Here is a 17,803-nt window from a genome sequence, read left to right on the forward strand (position 1 = left end):
TAACAGCAGGTATTTGCGCGCCTGCGGCCATATGTGGCAATCAAAAAAGGATCTCGTAGTGATGCTCGCTCGCCCATCCCGTCGTCGTACCCACGTTCAGTCCTTCCAGCGTGATGCCGTGGAGCCGACGCTGTGGCTGCTCAAGCCATTGGCGCACGCGGTGGCGTTGTGTCTGGTGGCGGGCAGTGCGCAGGCGCAAACGGCGTTCAGTTCGAGCTGGTTTGCTGCCAAGGGGGCAGCGCAGCAGGCCGCAGCGGCGCGTCCGAGCGTTGGCGGGTTGCCGGGGATGACACCGCCATTGGCCCAACAGCAAAAAGCCAATGCGCAGTTGCAGCGTTCGATACAGACCCTGAACAACACGGTTGCCGCGATTGCCGCACAACAGGCGGCGCAGGCGGCCGGACGCGCTGCTGCGTTGGGCACGGTGCAGTTCGTGCCGGACGGTCTGGGTGAGGGCGGTTTGAAAGTCGATAACAGCCTGACCCAGGGCTGGAAGAACGCGAAAGGTCCGCAGCAGACCCAGGTCGATGGCAAAACCACAGTGACAATCGAGCAGACCGCCGACAAGGCCATTCTCAACTGGGAAACCTTCAACGTCGGTCGCAATACCACGGTCGATTTCGCCCAGCAGTCGAACTGGGCGGTGCTCAACCGGGTCAACGATCCGAATGCCCGGGCCAGCCAGATCCAGGGCCAGATCAAGGGCGACGGCACGGTGATGCTGATCAACCGCAATGGCATCGTGTTCAGCGGCAGCAGTCAGGTCAACGTGCGCAACCTGGTGGCGGCAGCGGCGAATATCACCGATATCCAGTTCCGCGATCGGGGCCTGTATTTCGACAGCACCGGCACCCAGCCGACCTTCACCGATGCCGTCGGCAAGGTGCTGGTGGAACGCGGTGCCTCCATCGACACCCACAAGCCGGCATCGTCTACCGCTGCCGGTGGTTATGCCTTGCTGCTCGGCAATGAAGTGCAGAATGACGGCAGCATCAGCACCGCCAAGGGCCAGGCCGTGCTCGCCGCCGGTGACCGTTTCTATATCCGCAAGGGCTCGGGCACCGAGGGCAATGCGCTGTCCACCACCTTCGGCAACGAAGTCATCCCCGGTTTCAAGGCCGGTGCCGTGGCGGGCAATGTCACCAACAACGGCTTGATCCAGTCCGCCACCGGCGACATCACCCTGACCGGTCATGAGGTGGTGCAGAACGGTGTCTTGCTCGCCAGCACATCAGTGGCGACGCGTGGCACGATTCACCTGACCAACCCGAACACCGACAGCAGCGGCAGCGTCACGCTGGGGCAGGGCAGCGCCACGGCCGTCATGCTCGATAGCAGCGACCTGACCGCCCTCGACAGCCAGCACCAGGCCGCGCTGACGGGCGTCACGGCCAATAACCGGATCCGTGGCGACCAGTCGCGCGTCGAGATCCAGAGCGGCGGCAGTGTCGAGTTCCAGAACGGCTCGATCACCCTGGCCACCGGCGGCCAGGTCGCGGTCAGCGCACAGCGCCGCAGCCTGGTGCGCGACGGCGCGATGATCGATGTGTCCGGTGCCCTCGGCGTCAAAGTGGCGATGGAAAACAACAGCATCAAGATCAACGTGCAAGGCAACGAGCAGCGCGATGCCTCGGTCAACCGCGAGAAAGGCGCGCTCAACAGCAATGACATCTGGGTCGATGTGCGCGATCTGGTGTATGTGCCGGCCGGCACCAACGGCTACGCCACGGATCGCTGGTACACGGCGGGCGGTTTGCTCGAAGTCGGCGGTTACCTCGGCACCCAAGGGCACAGCGTCGGCGAATGGATGGCTCAGGGCGGCACGGTGAGTTTTGCCGGCAACGACGTGGTCACGGAAAAAGGCTCGTTGATCAACCTGTCCGGCGGCACTCTGGATGTGCAGAGCGGCGAGATCCGCCAGAGCTGGCTGCGTGGCGCCGACGGCAAGTTGTATGAAGTGTCGCGCGCGCCGGGGGATCTGCTCTACACCGGGCTGTACAAAGGCTATGAAGACAGCAGCCAACGCTGGGGCCAGACCAGTTATTACTACAGCCCGCTGATTGCGCCGCGCTCGCGTTTCGAGTCGGGTTACACCGTGGGTCGCGATGCCGGACAACTGGTGATCGCCACGGCCAACGCCGTACTCGACGGGCAAATGATCGGCGAGGTGTATCAGGGCGAACGGCAGAATCAGGCGCCGAAACCGGTCATCGACGGCTATCAGCAGAGCCAGACCGCGTTGGCCCGGCGTGCCCAGTTGATCGTCGGCAGTTACGACCCGACCTTCGTCGCGGCGTCGAATGGCCTGCTCTACACCCTCAATCCATTGCTCGATCAGGTGCAGCTCGGTGGCACGCGCCCGGTTGCCGGAAATGATCCGGACCTCACCGGCGCGGTGTCCGATACCCGCAAGGGCAAGCTGTATCTTGATAACGATCAGCTCAGCGGGTTGCGCCTCGGTGCGCTCAAGGTTTCGGCCAAGGATCAGATCGCCGTTGACAGTGCGCTTACGGTCGATAGCGGTGGCGACATTACCCTGTACGCCCCGGATGTTCAGATCGGCGCCGACTTGACTGCTCGCGGTGGCAGTCTGCGTCTGGGCAACGTACTCAATCAGTTCAATGGTGGCGCAAACACCGACACTCGCCTGGCGGCCCAAGCCGACAAAACCACGCAAACCCGCATCGCCGAGGGCGTGCATCTCGACACCCGGGGGCTGTGGAGCAACCTGCGCACCAACCCGGACGATAACGCCAGCCTCGCGTATCTGAACGGTGGCCTGATATCGATCCGCAGCAGCGGTGATATCGACGTCGCTGCCGGCAGCCTGCTCGACGTTTCTTCCGGTGGCGCCATACTCGCCAGTGGCAAGACCCGGGGCGGCAAGGGTGGTGATCTGACGCTGGAGTCGAGCGCTATTTCCGCGCCGGGCACATCGCATCTGAACCTTGATGGCGAACTGCGCGGTTATGGCGTCACGGGCGGTGGCACCTTGACGGTGCAGGCCAACAGGATTCTCGTCGGCCAGACGGATAAAGCCCTGGCAGACAACACCCTGCAACTGTCCACCGACCTGTTCAGCAAGGGGTTCTCCGCTTACAACCTGATCGGTCTCAGCGGGCTCGACGTTGCCGAAGGCGCCGCGATTGATGTGACCTTGCCGGTGTACCGTTTCGGTGATGCGGCACCCAATCAGGTCAGTGGCGTTGATCCGCGCACGGCGCTGGAGCTGTGGACACCGACGCTGTTCCAGGAAAACCCGACCAAGGGCGTGCTGACCCAACGTGCCGGTGCCAGCCTGACCCTGCAAGGTGGCGCGACGCTGGTCGGGCTGATAGACGCGGCCAACAGCCCGCTGACCCTGGGCCGTGGCTCGCGCATCAGCGTCGACCCGGGACAGAGCATCAAGCTGCGCGGTGCCGGGCAGATCACTGTCGACGGTGAACTGAATGCCTGGGGCGGCACGATCGATATTCGTCAGCAACAATTCGGCTCGATCCAGCCGGCCACTTCGATTCAAACGGCTGATCCGAGCGCACATGACCGCTCGATCTGGATCGGCGAGCAGGCGGTGCTGGATGTCGCCGGGCGTGCCAATACGGCGACCGACACTCTGGGCCGCACTTACGGGCAGGTCGGCAGGGGCGGCAGCATCATCCTCGGCGGCGAGATCGATGCGAAGCTGGCAACCGCCACGGCTGCCGATGCCTACGTGATTGTGCGTCCGGGCGCGCGGCTGGATGCCTCGGGCACCGAGGCTGTTCTGGATATCGCCGGTCAAGGCCCGACGCGTATCGCAACGGACGGCGGGCGCATCAGTTTGAGTTCCTATAACGCTCTTTTCGTTGAAGGCAACTTGCGTGCGGCGGCGGGTGGCGTCGGGGCGGCCGGTGGTCGTCTGGAACTGGCGCTGGAGACGCCGTTGTATTCCGATTCGGCGAGCAACGCGGTGCGCTCGCCGAGGGAAATGATCATTGGTCAAGCGGCAGAAAACGAGCTGCTGCCCGCAAACCTGCAACCCGGCGAAGGCGCCGATGGCTTGCGTTACGGTCAAGCCCGTCTGAGTGCCGATGGCTTGATGACGGGCGGTTTCGACAATCTCAGCCTGCTGAGCAACGGTCTGTTGTCGTTTGACGGTCACGTCAATCTGCGCATGAATCAGAGTTTCAGTCTCTTTGCCGCAGCTCTGTCTCTCGCCGAGAATTCCAAAGGCTCGGCACGGGTTGATTTGAGTGCTCCATACCTGCGTCTGTCAGGGGTGGGCACCTACTTCGCCGGCTTCAACATGATGCGCCCACGGTTGCTCCCTGGCCCGACGGCCCGATTGTCCGACGCAACATTCAATGCCTCCGCGAATTTGTTGGACGTGGGCAATGGCCTGTCCTTCGGGACTCAGGGTTCGATCCTGCAACGGCAGGCGCCGGCCGTTGAATACAGCCGTCGGGCTTTCGGTCTGGTGAGCCTCGACAGCAGCGGCGACCTGCGCTTCCTCGCGCCGAATGATGGTGCGGAGAAAACCAGGCTGTGGACGCCGGGCGACTTGAACCTCGGTGCGGCGCAGATCTATCCCGCCACCGGCATTCAGGCTGAGGTGCGTGCCGGTTATCAGGGCGCCGTCCCGGTTTCCGAACACACCTTGCGGATCAGCGGCAACGGCGCGGCACCGACTGCGGTGCCGTACTCGGCATTCGGAAAGCTGATTTTTTCCGCCGCGTACATCGAACAGGGCGGTGTCTTGCGTGCACCGCTGGGCAAGATCGTATTGGGTGACGATTTGCTCAGCACCACTCACGAGGTTCGTCTTCTGCCGGGCAGTCTGACTTCGGTCAGCGGTGCCGGCCTGGTCATGCCATACGGTGGCACCACGGACGGTATCGACTATCGCTATAACGGCAAATCCGTGGTGCTCGACGGCATCTCCGGCGAAACATCAGGCGTGTCGATCGGCACGCAGTTCGCCGATGTGCAAAGCGGTGCGGTCATCGACCTGTCCGGCGGTGGAGACCTGCGTGGCGCCGGTTTCGTGTCCGGTCGCGGGGGTTCCACCGATGCACGTTTCAACCCGCTGGTGCGCACTGCGACTGACGGCACCTTCAGCCTGCCGGGGCTGGCGAGCAACCCGGTGTATGCCATCGTGCCCGGCAACCAGAGCAGCTACGCGCCGATGCTGGCCGAAGCGGGTGCGGGCGATCCGCGCATTGGCCAGCAGATCACTATTGGCGCCGGTGTGCCGGGATTGGCGGCGGGTACTTACACACTGTTGCCGTCAACGTTTGCCCTGATGCCTGGTGCGTTCCGGGTTGAGGTAAACGGTCAGGCAGCACCCGGCGTGACAACGGGGGCGTTGCCACTGCGCAATGGTTCATGGACCAGCAGCGGGCAGATGTCGATTGCCAATACCGGCCTGCGTGACAGCCTGGCCAGTCAGTTGATTCTCACGTCAGCCGATGTGTTGCGTCGTTACTCGCAGTACAACGAAACCGGTTTCTCTCAATTCATCCAGAGCGACGCCGCCCGGCGCGGTGTGCCGCGTGCGCTGGCACCCATGGACGGCAAGACACTGGATCTGCGCCTGGCCTCCGGCGGCAAGCAAGACATCGCTTTGCAGTTCAACGGGCGCACGCTGTTCGAGGCTGCCGAGGGCGGCATGGCCGGCACAGCGGTGGTACGTGGCGGCAACGCCGGGAGCAGCTTCGAGATACTGGGTGCGGGCCGTGCACCGACACCGGGTTTCAACGGTGTATCGCTGTACGCCGACACGCTCAACAGCCTCAACGCGGGGCGGCTGACCATCGGTGCGATGCCGAATGTCTTGTACAACACGACCGCTAACATCATCGGCTTCCTGGGCGCGAGTGAAAGTATTGTCTTGCGTGAAGGGGCGATTCTGTCTGCGCCGCAGGTTTTGCTGCGTACCACGTCAACGCTTGGCGGCATCACGGTCGAGGCGGGAGGCGGGATCAATACGCTGGGGCGTGGCAACGTGGCCTACGACTCGCTGGCCGGTTACGTTTATGAGCCGAAAGGTTCCAGCCTGTTGGTCGTTTCCAACGGCTGGACCAATGTGCTGGCGCCGGAAGCGGCCAGCGGCATCAGCGGCGCGGGCAGCATCCGGATCGGCACTTGCGCAGCGAGTGCGTGCAACAATCCGGCCCTGCTGTATTCGAACGGCAGCATCACTGCCGCCACGGATAACCAGTTCGAACTCGGTGAAGCGGTGCGTTTCGGCACCCGTCATCTGGCATTGTCGGTCGGCTCGGTCAATACCGGCAGCGCCGAAGCACTTGCAGCGGCGGGTAGCCGCGTGCCCGCCGGCCTCACGCTCAACCAGAACGTACTCGACCGCTTGCTGCGTGGCGACATCCAATATGGCGCGCCAGCGCTGGAAACCCTGAGCCTGACCACCCGCGATGCCTTCAATTTCTACGGCAGCGTGAGCCTCGACACAATCGATCCGCAGACCGGCCAAAGCAAACTGCAGAATCTGGTGCTGGTCACCCCGGCGATCTACGGTCTTGGCAATGCCAACGATGTGGCGAGTATCCGCACGGCCAACCTGACCTGGAACGGCGCGACGCAAAGCGCCGGCAGCGTCATTACCGGTGGCGCCGGTACGGGCAGCGGCACGCTGGACATTCAGGCCCAGCGGATCGAGCTGGGTTACGGCCCGATGCCTCAGGCCAGCGGTCTGGATCAGAACAATCGTCTGGCGCTGGGTTTTGCCAACGTCAACCTCAGCGCCAGCGAGCGCATCACCGCCAATCACAAGGGCAGCCTGGCGGTGTATCAGGAGCAGGGCGCGTACGATCCGCTCACGGGTTACAGCTACATTGGCGGCAATCTGAACCTGCGCACGCCGTTGCTCACCGGTGAAGCAGCTTCGGTCAGCCTGCTCAAGGCTGGCAACAGCCTGACGCTCAGCGGCGCCGGGGCTGCCGGAGTGGCCAATGCCTTGGGGGCAGAGTTGAACCTTGAAGCCCGCAATATCGTGCTGGACAGCCGTATCGCCTTGGCCAGCGGTAAGCTGACAGTCAAGTCCGAGGGCGATTTGACGCTGGGCAGTGCTGCCGCGCTGGACTTGGCCGGGCGCACCTTGCCGTTCAACGATGTCAGCAAATACAGCTGGGGCGGCGACGTATCGCTGTACAGCGCCAACGGTAATATCCGTCAGGCAGCGGGCTCGCGAATCGATCTGTCGGCGAAGAACAATCAGGCCGGTACTCTCAGCGTCGTCGCGTTGGCCGACGCGGCCGGGATGGTCGATCTGCGAGGCGAGATCCTTGGCGGCAGCAGCGGTTATTACGACGCTGGCGGCACGCTGGTGCCGTACAAGGCCGGAGGCGTGGACATTCGCGCGCAACGCCTGGGCGGTGACGCCACTGAGCAGTTTGCCGCGCTCAACCAGCGCCTGAACGCCGGGCAGGTGTTCGGCAGTCGCAGCCTGCAACTCAAGCAAGGCAACCTGGTGATCGGCGACGGCCTCAAGGCCGGTGAGGTCAATGTGTCAGTGGACAATGGCAGCCTGACGGTGGCTGGTCTGATCGACGCCAGTGGCGAACGTGTCGGCAGCATTCGTCTGTCGGCGAAAAATGGCCTGACCCTGGCAGGCAACAGCGTACTCGATGCCCATGGTCGCGTACTGCGGGTCGACAGCTACGGCGAGATCATCGATGCGCCGAACCGCGCCACGGTCGAACTGAGTTCCGGCGATGGTTTGCTCACGCTGGGCAGCGGCGCGCGCATCGACCTGCGCCACGGCACCGATGCCGTGCCCGGTTTCCTCGCCGGGCAACACGATGGAATGCTGCGCGGCACGCTGGAGCTGAACGCGCCGCGTCTGGGCAGCAATGACATCGCCATCGACGCCAGCGGTGCGTTGACTATTCAGGGCGCACGCTCCATCGGCCTCAACGGTTTGCGCCGCTACACCGATGCCCGCGAGGGTGTCGATCAGGCGGTCAGTGGTCGGCCGTATCAAGTCATCGATCAAGCCATGCTCGAACGCATTCATGGCGACAGCAGCAACTTCATCAACGCTGCACTGGGCAACAACGATCTGCTGCAACGCAGGCTCGCCGGGTTGAACAACGCCACGTATGCCGATGCGTTCCATTTGCGGCCCGGTGTGGAGATCGCTAGCAAGACGGCTGACGGTGATCTGGTGGTGGAGGGTGATCTGGACCTTTCAGGTTATCGCTATGCCAGCCTCAATCCGCACACGCAATTGAATCCGTCGGTGTATGGTTCCGGTGAGGCCGGTAGCCTGATAATCCGCGCCGGTGGCAACCTCGATATTTACGGCAGCATCAACGACGGCTTCGCGCCGCCACCGGAAACCCAGGATGACGCCGGGTGGAAACTGATTGGCGGTGTGCAGCCGTTCGGCGGCGATCTGATCGTGCCGGGCAGTGGAGTGACGCTGGCCGAGGGCACGCAGTTTCCGCTGGGGGCGACACTCAATTACGACGTGATGATTCAACCAGCGGTTCTGGCCAGTGGCACGTTGCTGCCGACTCAAGCTGTGCTGAACGAGGCGTATACCTTCAGCGCCGGCACGGTGTTGGCGGGGGCGATTCACGACAGCAACGGTCATCTGCTGTACGCCGCCGGTACGCTGCTCAGCGACAGCGTGACGTTGCCTGCCGACACTCGCCTGGGTGCCGGGATCCGTTTGAACAAGGCCACCGCCCTGCAAGCGATCAACTGGCCCAAGGGGGTGCCGTTACCCAGCGTTTACGATGCAGATCTGACGACCTCCTCCGGGGTGAAATTAAAGGGCGAGCTGGCCTTGTTGCGCGGTTCGCTGATTCCGTCGATGACCGATGTGAAGCTCGCCGAAGGCACTTCGCTGATCGAGTTGCGCCCGTTCAACGGCACACAACAGGGCAAGAACTGGGCGCTGGCCAGCATGCTGCCGTCGGGCAGTACTTCCTGGTCGATGCGCGTGGTGGCCGGTGCAGATCTTGCTGCGGCCGACAGCCGTGCCGTGAAGCCTGTCACCACCGATGGCAATCTGCGGCTGGCGGACACTCATTACGGTGTCACGCTTACCCAGGCAACGGGGATACTCGTGTGGGCACCCGACAATCCGTATGACCTTCCGGGATATTACCCTGTGCCCGATGACCAATTGGAGATCTGTGCGCAGGTGGAAGGGCTCTGTGTGCCGATGGCACGTTGGGTCTGGGCGCCGGGCAATGGTCTGGGACCTGACTACGAACCCGTTCCCGAGGAGTATCAGATCCTTTGTGAAATCTATCCGGAGTTCTGCATCGGCAACAATCCCGGAAAAACCGCTAAAGCTCATACGCAGATGTTCAGTGTCCTGCGCACCGGTACTGGCGATCTCGATCTGATGGCTGCCGGCAACCTGAGCATGGATTCGCCTTTCGGCGTGTACACCGCCGGTACACAGTCATCGAATGTCGACCCGTTGTATAACCAGAAACGCGGGCATCTCTCGGACAACAACTCGGTGTTGGGCACCGCCGGCGCCGATTATGAAAAGTGGGTCAACGGCGGCAGCGACAGCCTCTATCAAGCCTGGTATCCGCAGATGGGGGGCAACCTGACAATCAATGCCGGCGGGTCGGTGTCGGGTGACTCGGTGGGCACGAAAGCGCAATCGGAAGCGGCTGGGTTCCGCGAGCAGATCGCCAGTGCGTCAGTGGGCAACTGGTTGTGGCGCCAAGGCACGGGCAACCCGGATGTGCCCACGGCCTGGTGGATCAACTTCGGCAGTTATTCCACCCAAATGAACTCAGATCGGGTGATCAACACTGAACCCTACCTGGTGGGTTTCACCGGTTTCGGTACCTTGGGCGGTGGCAATATCAGCCTGCGGGCTGGTGGTGATGCCGGCATGCTCAAACCGGTAGGCGATGCCGTTAACTACCCGCGCGGTCAGGGGCTGATCGTCGCGGTAGGCAGCACCGGTCGAGTCGCCAGCGATGGCAGCGTGCAGATGACCGGTGGTGGTGACATGGACATTCGTATCGGCGGCACGCTCAACCCTTCGCTGCAAGCGCGGGCCGGAGAAACCGGCTTCGGCCAACCGAATCATGATCTGCAGGGCGCGCTGATCAACCTGCGCGGCGCGGCACACATGACGGGTGGAGCACTCGGCGGCATCAACCTGCAGTACGGCGCCGGCGCCGTGTTCAATGATCTTCGGGAAACCCGCGCACTTGATCCGTTTACCTCGACCACCGGTAGTGCTTCCGGAGGCGTGGTGCTGATTCCGGGTGACTCGGGCATGAGCCTGAGCAGCCGCGGTGATCTGGTGTTGGGCGGTGCAGCGGATCCTGGGCGAGTCAGTCTGATGAACGCCAGCCCGATCATGGCGGCCGACGCAAGCGTTCAGCAGGGCGGCACCCTGAGTGGCTTCTCATTGTGGACGGATCACACCGCAATCGATCTGTTCTCGGCTGGCGGGAACTTGACGCCGGGCACACAGATATCCGAGTTCAGTACCAGCAACGGCCTGATCACGGGACGCAATACCTCGCCTACCGATGGCCGGTTTGTCTACCCGTCGATTCTGCGCGCGGTGGCGGGGCAGGGGTCCATCTATGCAGGGCCGTCCGCGACGTTCACTGGCGTGGATATCTACCCGCTGCAAGGTTACTCACTGCTCCTGGCACCGTCGAAGTCGGGACAGCTTGAACTGTTGGCAGGTGACTCTATGTACGCCGGTGGCTATGCGATCAACCAGTCGGGAGCCAGCCCGATGGCCATTACCACGCCGCTCAACCCGGCGTTCAACACGTATACCACCAACAGCAACACCAGCAAGCCGGTGCGCACCAACTACAGCGACGATGGTGTGGCACCTGAGGGCAACGTGCGATATCCGCTGTTTGCCTTTGGTCCCAACAGCTACTCGGGATTGAACGACGTACAGGGGCCCGCGCGATTCTATGCGCTGACGGGGGATCTGGTGGGCATTCGCAGTGGCGAAACGTTGAGCTTTTCCACTTCCGGACGCACCTGGTACGAAGCGGCGGGGCCTGTGTGGATGATCGCCGGACGCGACATCGTTGCTTCCGGCACTACCCTGGGGCAGCCTGCGGCGGTGCCGACAGTGGAAATGAGTAGCGGCAAGGAGAACATTTTTTCCACCGGCAACCTGTTCGTCCACAATGACCAGCGAGATGTATCGCGGGTGTCGGCGGGTCGCGACATTCTCTACAGCAGCTTCGATATCGCCGGCCCTGGCACGCTGGACATCAATGCCGGGCGCAACATCCTGATGGAAAACCGCGCGAGCATCACCAGTCTCGGCTCGATAGTGGCCGGGGATTTGCGGCCTGGCGCCAGCGTGGTATTGCAGGCGGGCGTGGGCGCGCAGGGGCCGGATTACACAAGGTTCATCGCGCGTTATCTGAGCCCGCAGAACCTTGCCAATCCGGATGCCGCTCTCAACGGCCAGCCGGGCAAAGTGGTCAAGACCTACCTCGACGAGTTGCAGAGCTGGCTGACGCTCGGCTACGGCTTCAGCGGCAACGCGGAGCAGGCACAGGCGTTCTATGCCGCGCTGCCAAGTGCCGAGCAGGCGATCTTTGCGCGCCAGGTGTACTTCGCCGAACTGCGCGCCGGCGGCCTGGAATACAACGACGCTGACGGTCCGCGCAAAGGCAGTTATCTGCGCGGTCGCAACGCCATCGCCGCACTGTTCCCGAGCACCGATGTGGCCGGCAATCCGCTCCGCTACGACGGTGACATCACGCTCTACGGTGGCGCCGGGGTCAAGACCCTGTTCGGCGGCGACATCCAGATGCTCACGCCGGGCGGCGGTCAGGTGTTCGGCATCGAAGGCGCGGCGCCACCGTCCACCGCCGGGATCATCACCCAGGGGTCGGGCAACATTCAGCTCTACTCGCAGGGCAGTATTTTGCTGGGGCAGAGCCGGATCATGACCACCTTCGGCGGCTCGATCCTCGGCTGGTCGGCCGAGGGCGATATCAACGCCGGTCGCGGCTCGAAAACCACCGTGGTCTACACCCCGCCGAAACGCGTGTACGACACTTGGGGCAACGTGACCCTGTCGCCTTCGGTGCCGAGCACTGGTGCCGGTATCGCCACCCTTAACCCCATCGCCGAAGTGGCGCCGGGCGACATCGACCTGATCGCACCGCTGGGCACCATCGATGCGGGCGAGGCGGGGATTCGCGTCTCGGGCAACGTCAACATCGCCGCGCTGACCGTGGTCAACGCCGCCAACATCGCCGTGCAGGGTAAAACCAATGGCGTACCGGTGGTGGCGGCGGTGAACACCGGTGCGATCACCTCGGCCAGTTCGGCGGCGTCTTCGGCAACCCAGGCCGCTGAAGACGTGGCGCGTCAGCAGCAAGCAGCAGCGCGGCAGAACCAGGCGTCGGTGTTCTCCGTGCAGGTGTTGAGTTTCGGCAACGAACAACTGGCGCCGAGCCGTGATGGTGCAAACCGTGCGCCGGCGCCGGGTTACAACCCGAACAGCCCGGTGCAGGTGCTGGGAGCGGGGGCGCTGGATGAACAGGCGAAACAGCAGCTGACCGAGGAGGAACGGGGGCAGCTGACGTTGTAAAGGACTCTCGTGTAGTACGTTTCGGGCGGCCTTTTGGCCGCCCTTTTTTTATGTTGATGAGGTTCGTGGGTATTGTCGTCGGGTGTGGACTAACGTCAGTATTTTGATGCGCCCGTTCACTCGATAGACCAGCAGATAGTTCGGATTGACCACCATTTCCCGAGTGCCTTGCACTCGACCGGCCCGGTAACCATAGGGGATTGATGAAAGCCTTTGCGTTGCTGCACCAACCTTGTGCTGTAGAGCCACTGAAGCGTTGGAGTTGTATTGTTCAACGTAATCGATAATGTCAGCCAGATCGTTCAGAGCTTGATTGCTCCATTCAAGCAGCAGCGCGGCGCTTCCTGCGCTTCTCTTCCAGCATCTGGTCGAGCATTGCCATAGCTTCATCATGGGGAATGCCAGGGCTGGGGTCATCGAGTGCCTCCTGTACCTTGGCACGAAACCAGCGATCGTAGCTCTCTGCCTCTTCTTCGGATTCGAAGTCAGAGTAAAACGGGGAAAGTAATAAGCTCATAGTGATCTCCGTGATCAATCTCAGCAGTTTAAGGGGGAATGGCCCATTGTCGTCACTGGCAGACGATGTAGCCCATGAGCTCTCGAAGAACCATGGGATAACGAAGCCCAGTATCTGCAAGCGCCCCTTTGAAATCTGCCGGACGTTTCCCTCCGTTGTCCGGCAATCTCGACCGCCGTTGTAGGCCCATTCCTCCACTCTGTTTTTCAGGTTTCCAGCCTACAAATCCGCGCGCACCTTCCTACAAATGCACTCAGAACGCATACGGAATACTCACCTTCGCCCACAACATTTCCCCCTCTGGCCGGTTCTCCACGTCAAACTCCTTGGCCCAGCGAATTTCCGCGCTGGCGTATTTGAGGAAGGTCAGGTGCAGCGCCGGGCCAATCGCGAAAACCGTGCCGCGCACGCCGTCATCCACATCCTGCCCGGCGAACTGCACGGTGTGGCCGTACTGTTTGTCGTCGGTGGTCTGCTTGAGGTAGTAGCCGTTGATACCGAACATCACATCGTCGGTGATCTTGTAGCTGGCCGAATAATCGAAGTGGAAGATCTGCCCGGACTTGTAGTCGGTGTCCTTGTTCTTCTCGTTGAAGCTGTAGGTGGTCTTCATCGACACTTCGGTCTTGTCGGTGGGCAGCCAGGTGAAGGAGAACAGCGGCTTGTAGGTGTAGAAATTGTTGCTGGTGTTGGCCAGCCGATCGACGCTGTATTCGCCGGTGGGCACAGTGACTTCCAGCGCAGCGCCGAGGGTGAGGTTCTTGCCCATGTCCCACAGGATGATCGGCGCGATGGTGGTGTCGCCCATGCCTTCGCGGGTATCGCTGAGGCCGAATACCGAAACTTCCTGCTTGAGCCAAGGCTGGGCGATGTAGCCGGCCAGACGTCCGCCGAACACGCGCACCGGGCTCAGGTAATCGATGCGCGGAATGACCGCCGTGGATTCGATTTCGACATTCGGCACTTTGCCGCCCAACGAACTGATGTTGAGCTTGGTCGACTTGTAATGGTTGTAGTAGAGGTTGAACGCGACCATGTTCTGCGGAAGGCTGTCGACCTCCAGCGGCAGCATGAAGAACCCGTCGGTGCCGGGGCCGATGTTGTCGACGCCGGCTTCGGTGGCCAGGGCTGGCAGGGACGCGGTGCAACCGAGCAAGGTCAGTGCCAGACGCAAGGGGAAAGTGGCGCGGTTCGGGCTCATGGCTGTCCTCATTATTATTGTGGTGGGACGTGGCGCCGGTACGCAGAACGTCCGGCACCCTAGAAATAAGCGCTTGGCGCCCGACGGGGCAGGGTATTGGCGGACAGTTAGGGGGACTTCTGCGGACAGTCGGCCAACCCTGTGCTAACTTCCTTCGACATAACCGGTTACAAAAATAACAATCAAGCGTGATCCGGAATGTCAGCCCCCATGAACGTAAAAGTCCAAGACCCCACTTTTGAATTGGCGCTGGTCTCGCCGTTCCTTCTGCAAACCCTCGCCGAAGTCGTGCACAACAAAGGCATCGACCCCGAAAGCCTGTGCCGTGGCCTGGGTTTCACCCTCGAAGATCTGCAGGATCCGGCGCAGCGGATCTCTTACCGCCAGGCCGTGGCGATGATTCAGCGCGCGCTCAAAGTGCTGCCCAATCAGGGGCTGGGGTTGTGGGTCGGGGCGCAGAATGTGTTGGGTACGCTGGGGCTGCTCGGCCATGTGCTGTCGCTGTGCAAGACCTTGCGCGATGCCTTTGCCCTCGGCATCCGCCACCAGCACACCTCCGGCGGGATTGTGGTCTCGAGTGTCGATGTGGTCGGCGATCAGGTGCAGTTGAACGCCGAGTGCCGCTTGCCGTTCGCCGATGTGCAGGTGTTCGCCGTCGAAGAGTTTTTCGCCAGCCTGCTGGTGTATGGCCGGGCCTTGGCGGGCAATGAGTTCAAGGCGATTGCCGTGGAGTTCGTGCATGCCGCGCCGGATTACCTGAGCGAATACCACCGCCTGCTCGGGCCGGACGTACGCTTCGGCTGCCTGCACAACCGCATGCTGATCGATGCGCAATGGCTGGACGTCAATCTGCCCAATCATCATTCGCTGGCGCTGCGTCAGGCGGTGGCCTTGCTGGAGCTGGAAGCGGCGCAGGTGCACCAGAAACTCGATCTGATTCAGGCCGTGGAGCGGGCGATTGCCCGGGACCTGAGCCGGGGCAGCCATATCGAGAAGATCGCCGGCGACCTGAACATGAGCAGTCGTACCTTGCGCCGCCGTTTGACCGAGCACGCGCTGACCTTCGAGGCGCTGCTGGAACAGGTGCGTCAGGCGCGGACCATGAGTTTGCTGGCCAATCCGGACATGCCGATCGAGCGGATTACCGAAGAAGTCGGCTACAGCGACGTGCGCAGTTTTCGTCGGGCGTTCAAGCGCTGGACCGGGATGAGCCCGAGTGCGTGGCGCCAGGATGCAAGCACCGCTTAGACATCGGTCCCCTGTGGCGAGGGAGCTTGCTCCCGCCGGGCTGCGCAGCAGACCCAAAACCTGCCACGCCATTTTTCCAGACACACCATGCCGGCGGGGTTTGCGGGTGCTTCGCCCCCGCGCGGGAGCAAGCTCCCTCGCCACAGGCTTCCGTGTGCCACTCATCAGTATTTCAACCCCACAAACCCTCCGGCCACAGGTAAACTCCCGCGCACTTTCCCAAGGAGTTCACATGAGTTACTACCAGCCGGGCATTCTCGCCACCCCCGTTCCTGCGCAAGCACGTCACCTGTTTTTCGCCCTTGAGTCGGTAGCCGCACTGCCGCAGGCGATCGACAACCTGATGAATCTGGTGGACGGCAAGTCGGCTGTGATCGGTTTCGGTGAATCCCTGACCAAAGCCCTGAACGTGCAGATCGACGGTCTGCGCAGCTTCCCGGCGATGACCGGCGTCGGCGTGGAAAACCCGTCGACCCAGCACGCGCTGTGGGTCTGGCTGCACGGGGTCGATCGTGGCGAACTGCTCAATCGCTGCAACGCCTTCGAAGCCGCGCTGGCCCCGGCGCTGCGCCTGGTAGACATGCAGGAAGCCTTCCGCCACAAGGACGGCCATGACCTGACGGGCTACGAAGACGGCACTGAAAACCCGCACGATGACGTCGCGATCGCCGCCGCGTTGCTGGGCGAGGGCGCTGATGGTCTGGTCGGTGGCAGCTTCGCCGCGATCCAGCAGTGGCAGCACGACCTCAAGGGTTTCCACACATTGTCCGCCGAAGACAAGGACAACATCATGGGCCGTCGCCTCAGCGACAACGAGGAAATCGACGACGCGCCGGTCTCCGCCCACGTCAAACGCACCGCCCAGGAAAGCTTCGCCCCCGAAGCGTTCGTCGTGCGACGTTCGATGCCGTGGATCGACGGTGATCGCGCCGGCCTGATGTTCCTCGCCTTCGGTGTTTCGCTGGACGCCTTCGAAGCCCAACTGCGGCGCATGAGCGGTCTGGAAGACGGCATCACTGACGGTCTGTATCGCATCAGCCGGCCGATCACCGGCGGCTACTACTGGTGCCCGCCCATCCAGGACGGCCACCTCGATCTGCGCGCGTTGCGCATCGGCTGAGTGTTTCAGACAAAGGGAGTTGACCATGGACGTGGTGCGTTGGGGCATGATCGGTTGCGGCAGTGTCGCCGAGCGCAAGAGCGGGCCGGCCTTCTACAAGGCGCCCGGTTCGGCGCTGGTGGCGGTGATGGGCCGCCGCCTTGAAGCGGTGAGCGATTACGCTGTGCGCCACGGTATTGCCCGGGTCTACACCGATGTCGATGCGCTGATCAACGACCCCGAGGTGGACGCGGTGTACATCGCCACGCCACCCGACAGCCACCACGCCTACAGCCTGAAAGTCGCCGCCGCCGGCAAGCACTGCTGTGTCGAGAAACCGATGGCGCTCAACGCCGGACAAAGCCGCGAGATGCAGCAGGCGTTTGCCGACGCCGGTCTGCACCTGTTCGTTTCCTACTATCGCCGTTCGTTGCCGCGTTTTGCCCAGGTGCGGCAATGGCTGGAGCAGGGCCGCATCGGCGAGGTGCGGCACCTGAGCTGGACGTTGACCAAAGCCCCATCGGCGGCGGATCTGGACGGCAGCGCCAACTGGCGAACCGACCCGAGCGTGGCCGGTGGCGGCTATTTTGCCGATCTGGCCAGCCATGGTTTCGACCTGTTTCAGTACCTGCTCGGCGATATCGTCGAAGTCGCTGGCTTTACTGCGCGGCAGGCCGGGTTGTATGCGGCGGAAGATGCGGTCAGCGCCAGTTGGCGGTTTGCCTCGGGCGCGCTGGGCATGGGTTGCTGGAGCTTTGTGGCGGATCGGCGCGAGGATCGGGTAGAGATTATCGGCAGTCAGGGTCGGATCGCGTTCTCCGTGTTTGACGAGCATCCGGTGCAGCTGTTCGCCGATGAGCAGATCAGCCTGGAGATCCCCCATCACGAGCACATTCAGTGGCATCACGTGCTGGGCATGAATGCGCATATTCGTGGCGATTCGCAGCATCCGGCCGTCGCCGAACAAGCCCTCAAGACCGATTGGGTGATGGACCAGATTCTCAAGCGCCATTGATTTACGTCTTAAAACCAACCCTGTGGCGAGGGAGCTTGCTCCCGCTGGGTCGCGCAGCGGCCCCAAATACTGGCAACGAGGTATTCCAGGTAAATCACCTCAGCCGGGTTTACGACTGCTGCGCAGCCGAGCGGGAGCAAGCTCCCTCGCCACAGGAG

Annotated in this window: 7 protein-coding genes; 4 read left to right on the plus strand and 3 right to left on the minus strand. The window is 62.5% G+C overall.

Going from position 1 to position 17,803, the window contains the following annotated elements; genetic code table 11:
- Window positions 1-61 precede the first annotated feature (61 nt).
- Window positions 62-12,565, plus strand: coding sequence for a filamentous haemagglutinin family protein (locus tag ACIP8I_RS00360; protein WP_400757878.1), 12,504 nt, complete (start codon window positions 62-64; stop codon window positions 12,563-12,565).
- A 48-nt stretch (window positions 12,566-12,613) separates the two neighbouring features.
- On the opposite strand, the gene ACIP8I_RS00365 is transcribed toward ACIP8I_RS00360, so the two are convergent.
- From ACIP8I_RS00365 to ACIP8I_RS00375, 3 genes are all read right to left on the minus strand, one after another.
- Complete coding sequence (locus tag ACIP8I_RS00365) at window positions 12,614-12,982, minus strand: type II toxin-antitoxin system RelE/ParE family toxin (protein WP_400757880.1); 369 nt, start codon at window positions 12,980-12,982, stop codon at window positions 12,614-12,616.
- Window positions 12,888-13,082: a stability determinant gene (locus tag ACIP8I_RS00370; protein ID WP_258679587.1), complete on the minus strand. Its 195-nt coding sequence runs from the start codon at window positions 13,080-13,082 to the stop codon at window positions 12,888-12,890. The genes ACIP8I_RS00365 and ACIP8I_RS00370 overlap by 95 nt, the downstream gene beginning before the upstream one ends.
- A gap of 253 nt (window positions 13,083-13,335) precedes the next feature.
- Complete coding sequence (locus ACIP8I_RS00375) at window positions 13,336-14,283, minus strand: transporter (protein WP_400757882.1); 948 nt, start codon at window positions 14,281-14,283, stop codon at window positions 13,336-13,338.
- 210 nt (window positions 14,284-14,493) lie between these two features.
- Here ACIP8I_RS00375 and ACIP8I_RS00380 point away from each other — a divergent pair, with 210 nt between their 5' ends.
- From ACIP8I_RS00380 to ACIP8I_RS00390, 3 genes are all read left to right on the plus strand, one after another.
- Window positions 14,494-15,531, plus strand: a complete 1,038-nt coding sequence (locus tag ACIP8I_RS00380) for an AraC family transcriptional regulator (protein ID WP_400757884.1) — start codon at window positions 14,494-14,496, stop codon at window positions 15,529-15,531.
- A 232-nt stretch (window positions 15,532-15,763) separates the two neighbouring features.
- A complete protein-coding gene (locus tag ACIP8I_RS00385; RefSeq protein WP_400757886.1) occupies window positions 15,764-16,651 on the plus strand; it encodes a Dyp-type peroxidase in 888 nt (295 codons plus the stop codon).
- A 25-nt stretch (window positions 16,652-16,676) separates the two neighbouring features.
- Window positions 16,677-17,645, plus strand: coding sequence for a Gfo/Idh/MocA family protein (locus ACIP8I_RS00390; protein WP_400757887.1), 969 nt, complete (start codon window positions 16,677-16,679; stop codon window positions 17,643-17,645).
- Window positions 17,646-17,803: the final 158 nt, after the last annotated feature.

It is taken from the genome of Pseudomonas sp. NPDC088414, assembly GCF_044753325.1.
In the GTDB taxonomy this organism is placed as follows: Bacteria; Pseudomonadota; Gammaproteobacteria; order Pseudomonadales; family Pseudomonadaceae; genus Aquipseudomonas.

Coding starts and splice junctions, on each gene's coding strand:
- ACIP8I_RS00385 (WP_400757886.1), top strand. CDS start 15,764: ATGAGTTACTACCAGCCGGGCATTCTCGCCACCCCCGTTCCTGCGCAA.
- ACIP8I_RS00370 (WP_258679587.1), bottom strand. CDS start 13,082: ATGAGCTTATTACTTTCCCCGTTTTACTCTGACTTCGAATCCGAAGAA.
- ACIP8I_RS00365 (WP_400757880.1), bottom strand. CDS start 12,982: ATGACCCCAGCCCTGGCATTCCCCATGATGAAGCTATGGCAATGCTCG.
- ACIP8I_RS00360 (WP_400757878.1), top strand. CDS start 62: ATGCTCGCTCGCCCATCCCGTCGTCGTACCCACGTTCAGTCCTTCCAG.
- ACIP8I_RS00375 (WP_400757882.1), bottom strand. CDS start 14,283: ATGAGCCCGAACCGCGCCACTTTCCCCTTGCGTCTGGCACTGACCTTG.
- ACIP8I_RS00380 (WP_400757884.1), top strand. CDS start 14,494: ATGAACGTAAAAGTCCAAGACCCCACTTTTGAATTGGCGCTGGTCTCG.
- ACIP8I_RS00390 (WP_400757887.1), top strand. CDS start 16,677: ATGGACGTGGTGCGTTGGGGCATGATCGGTTGCGGCAGTGTCGCCGAG.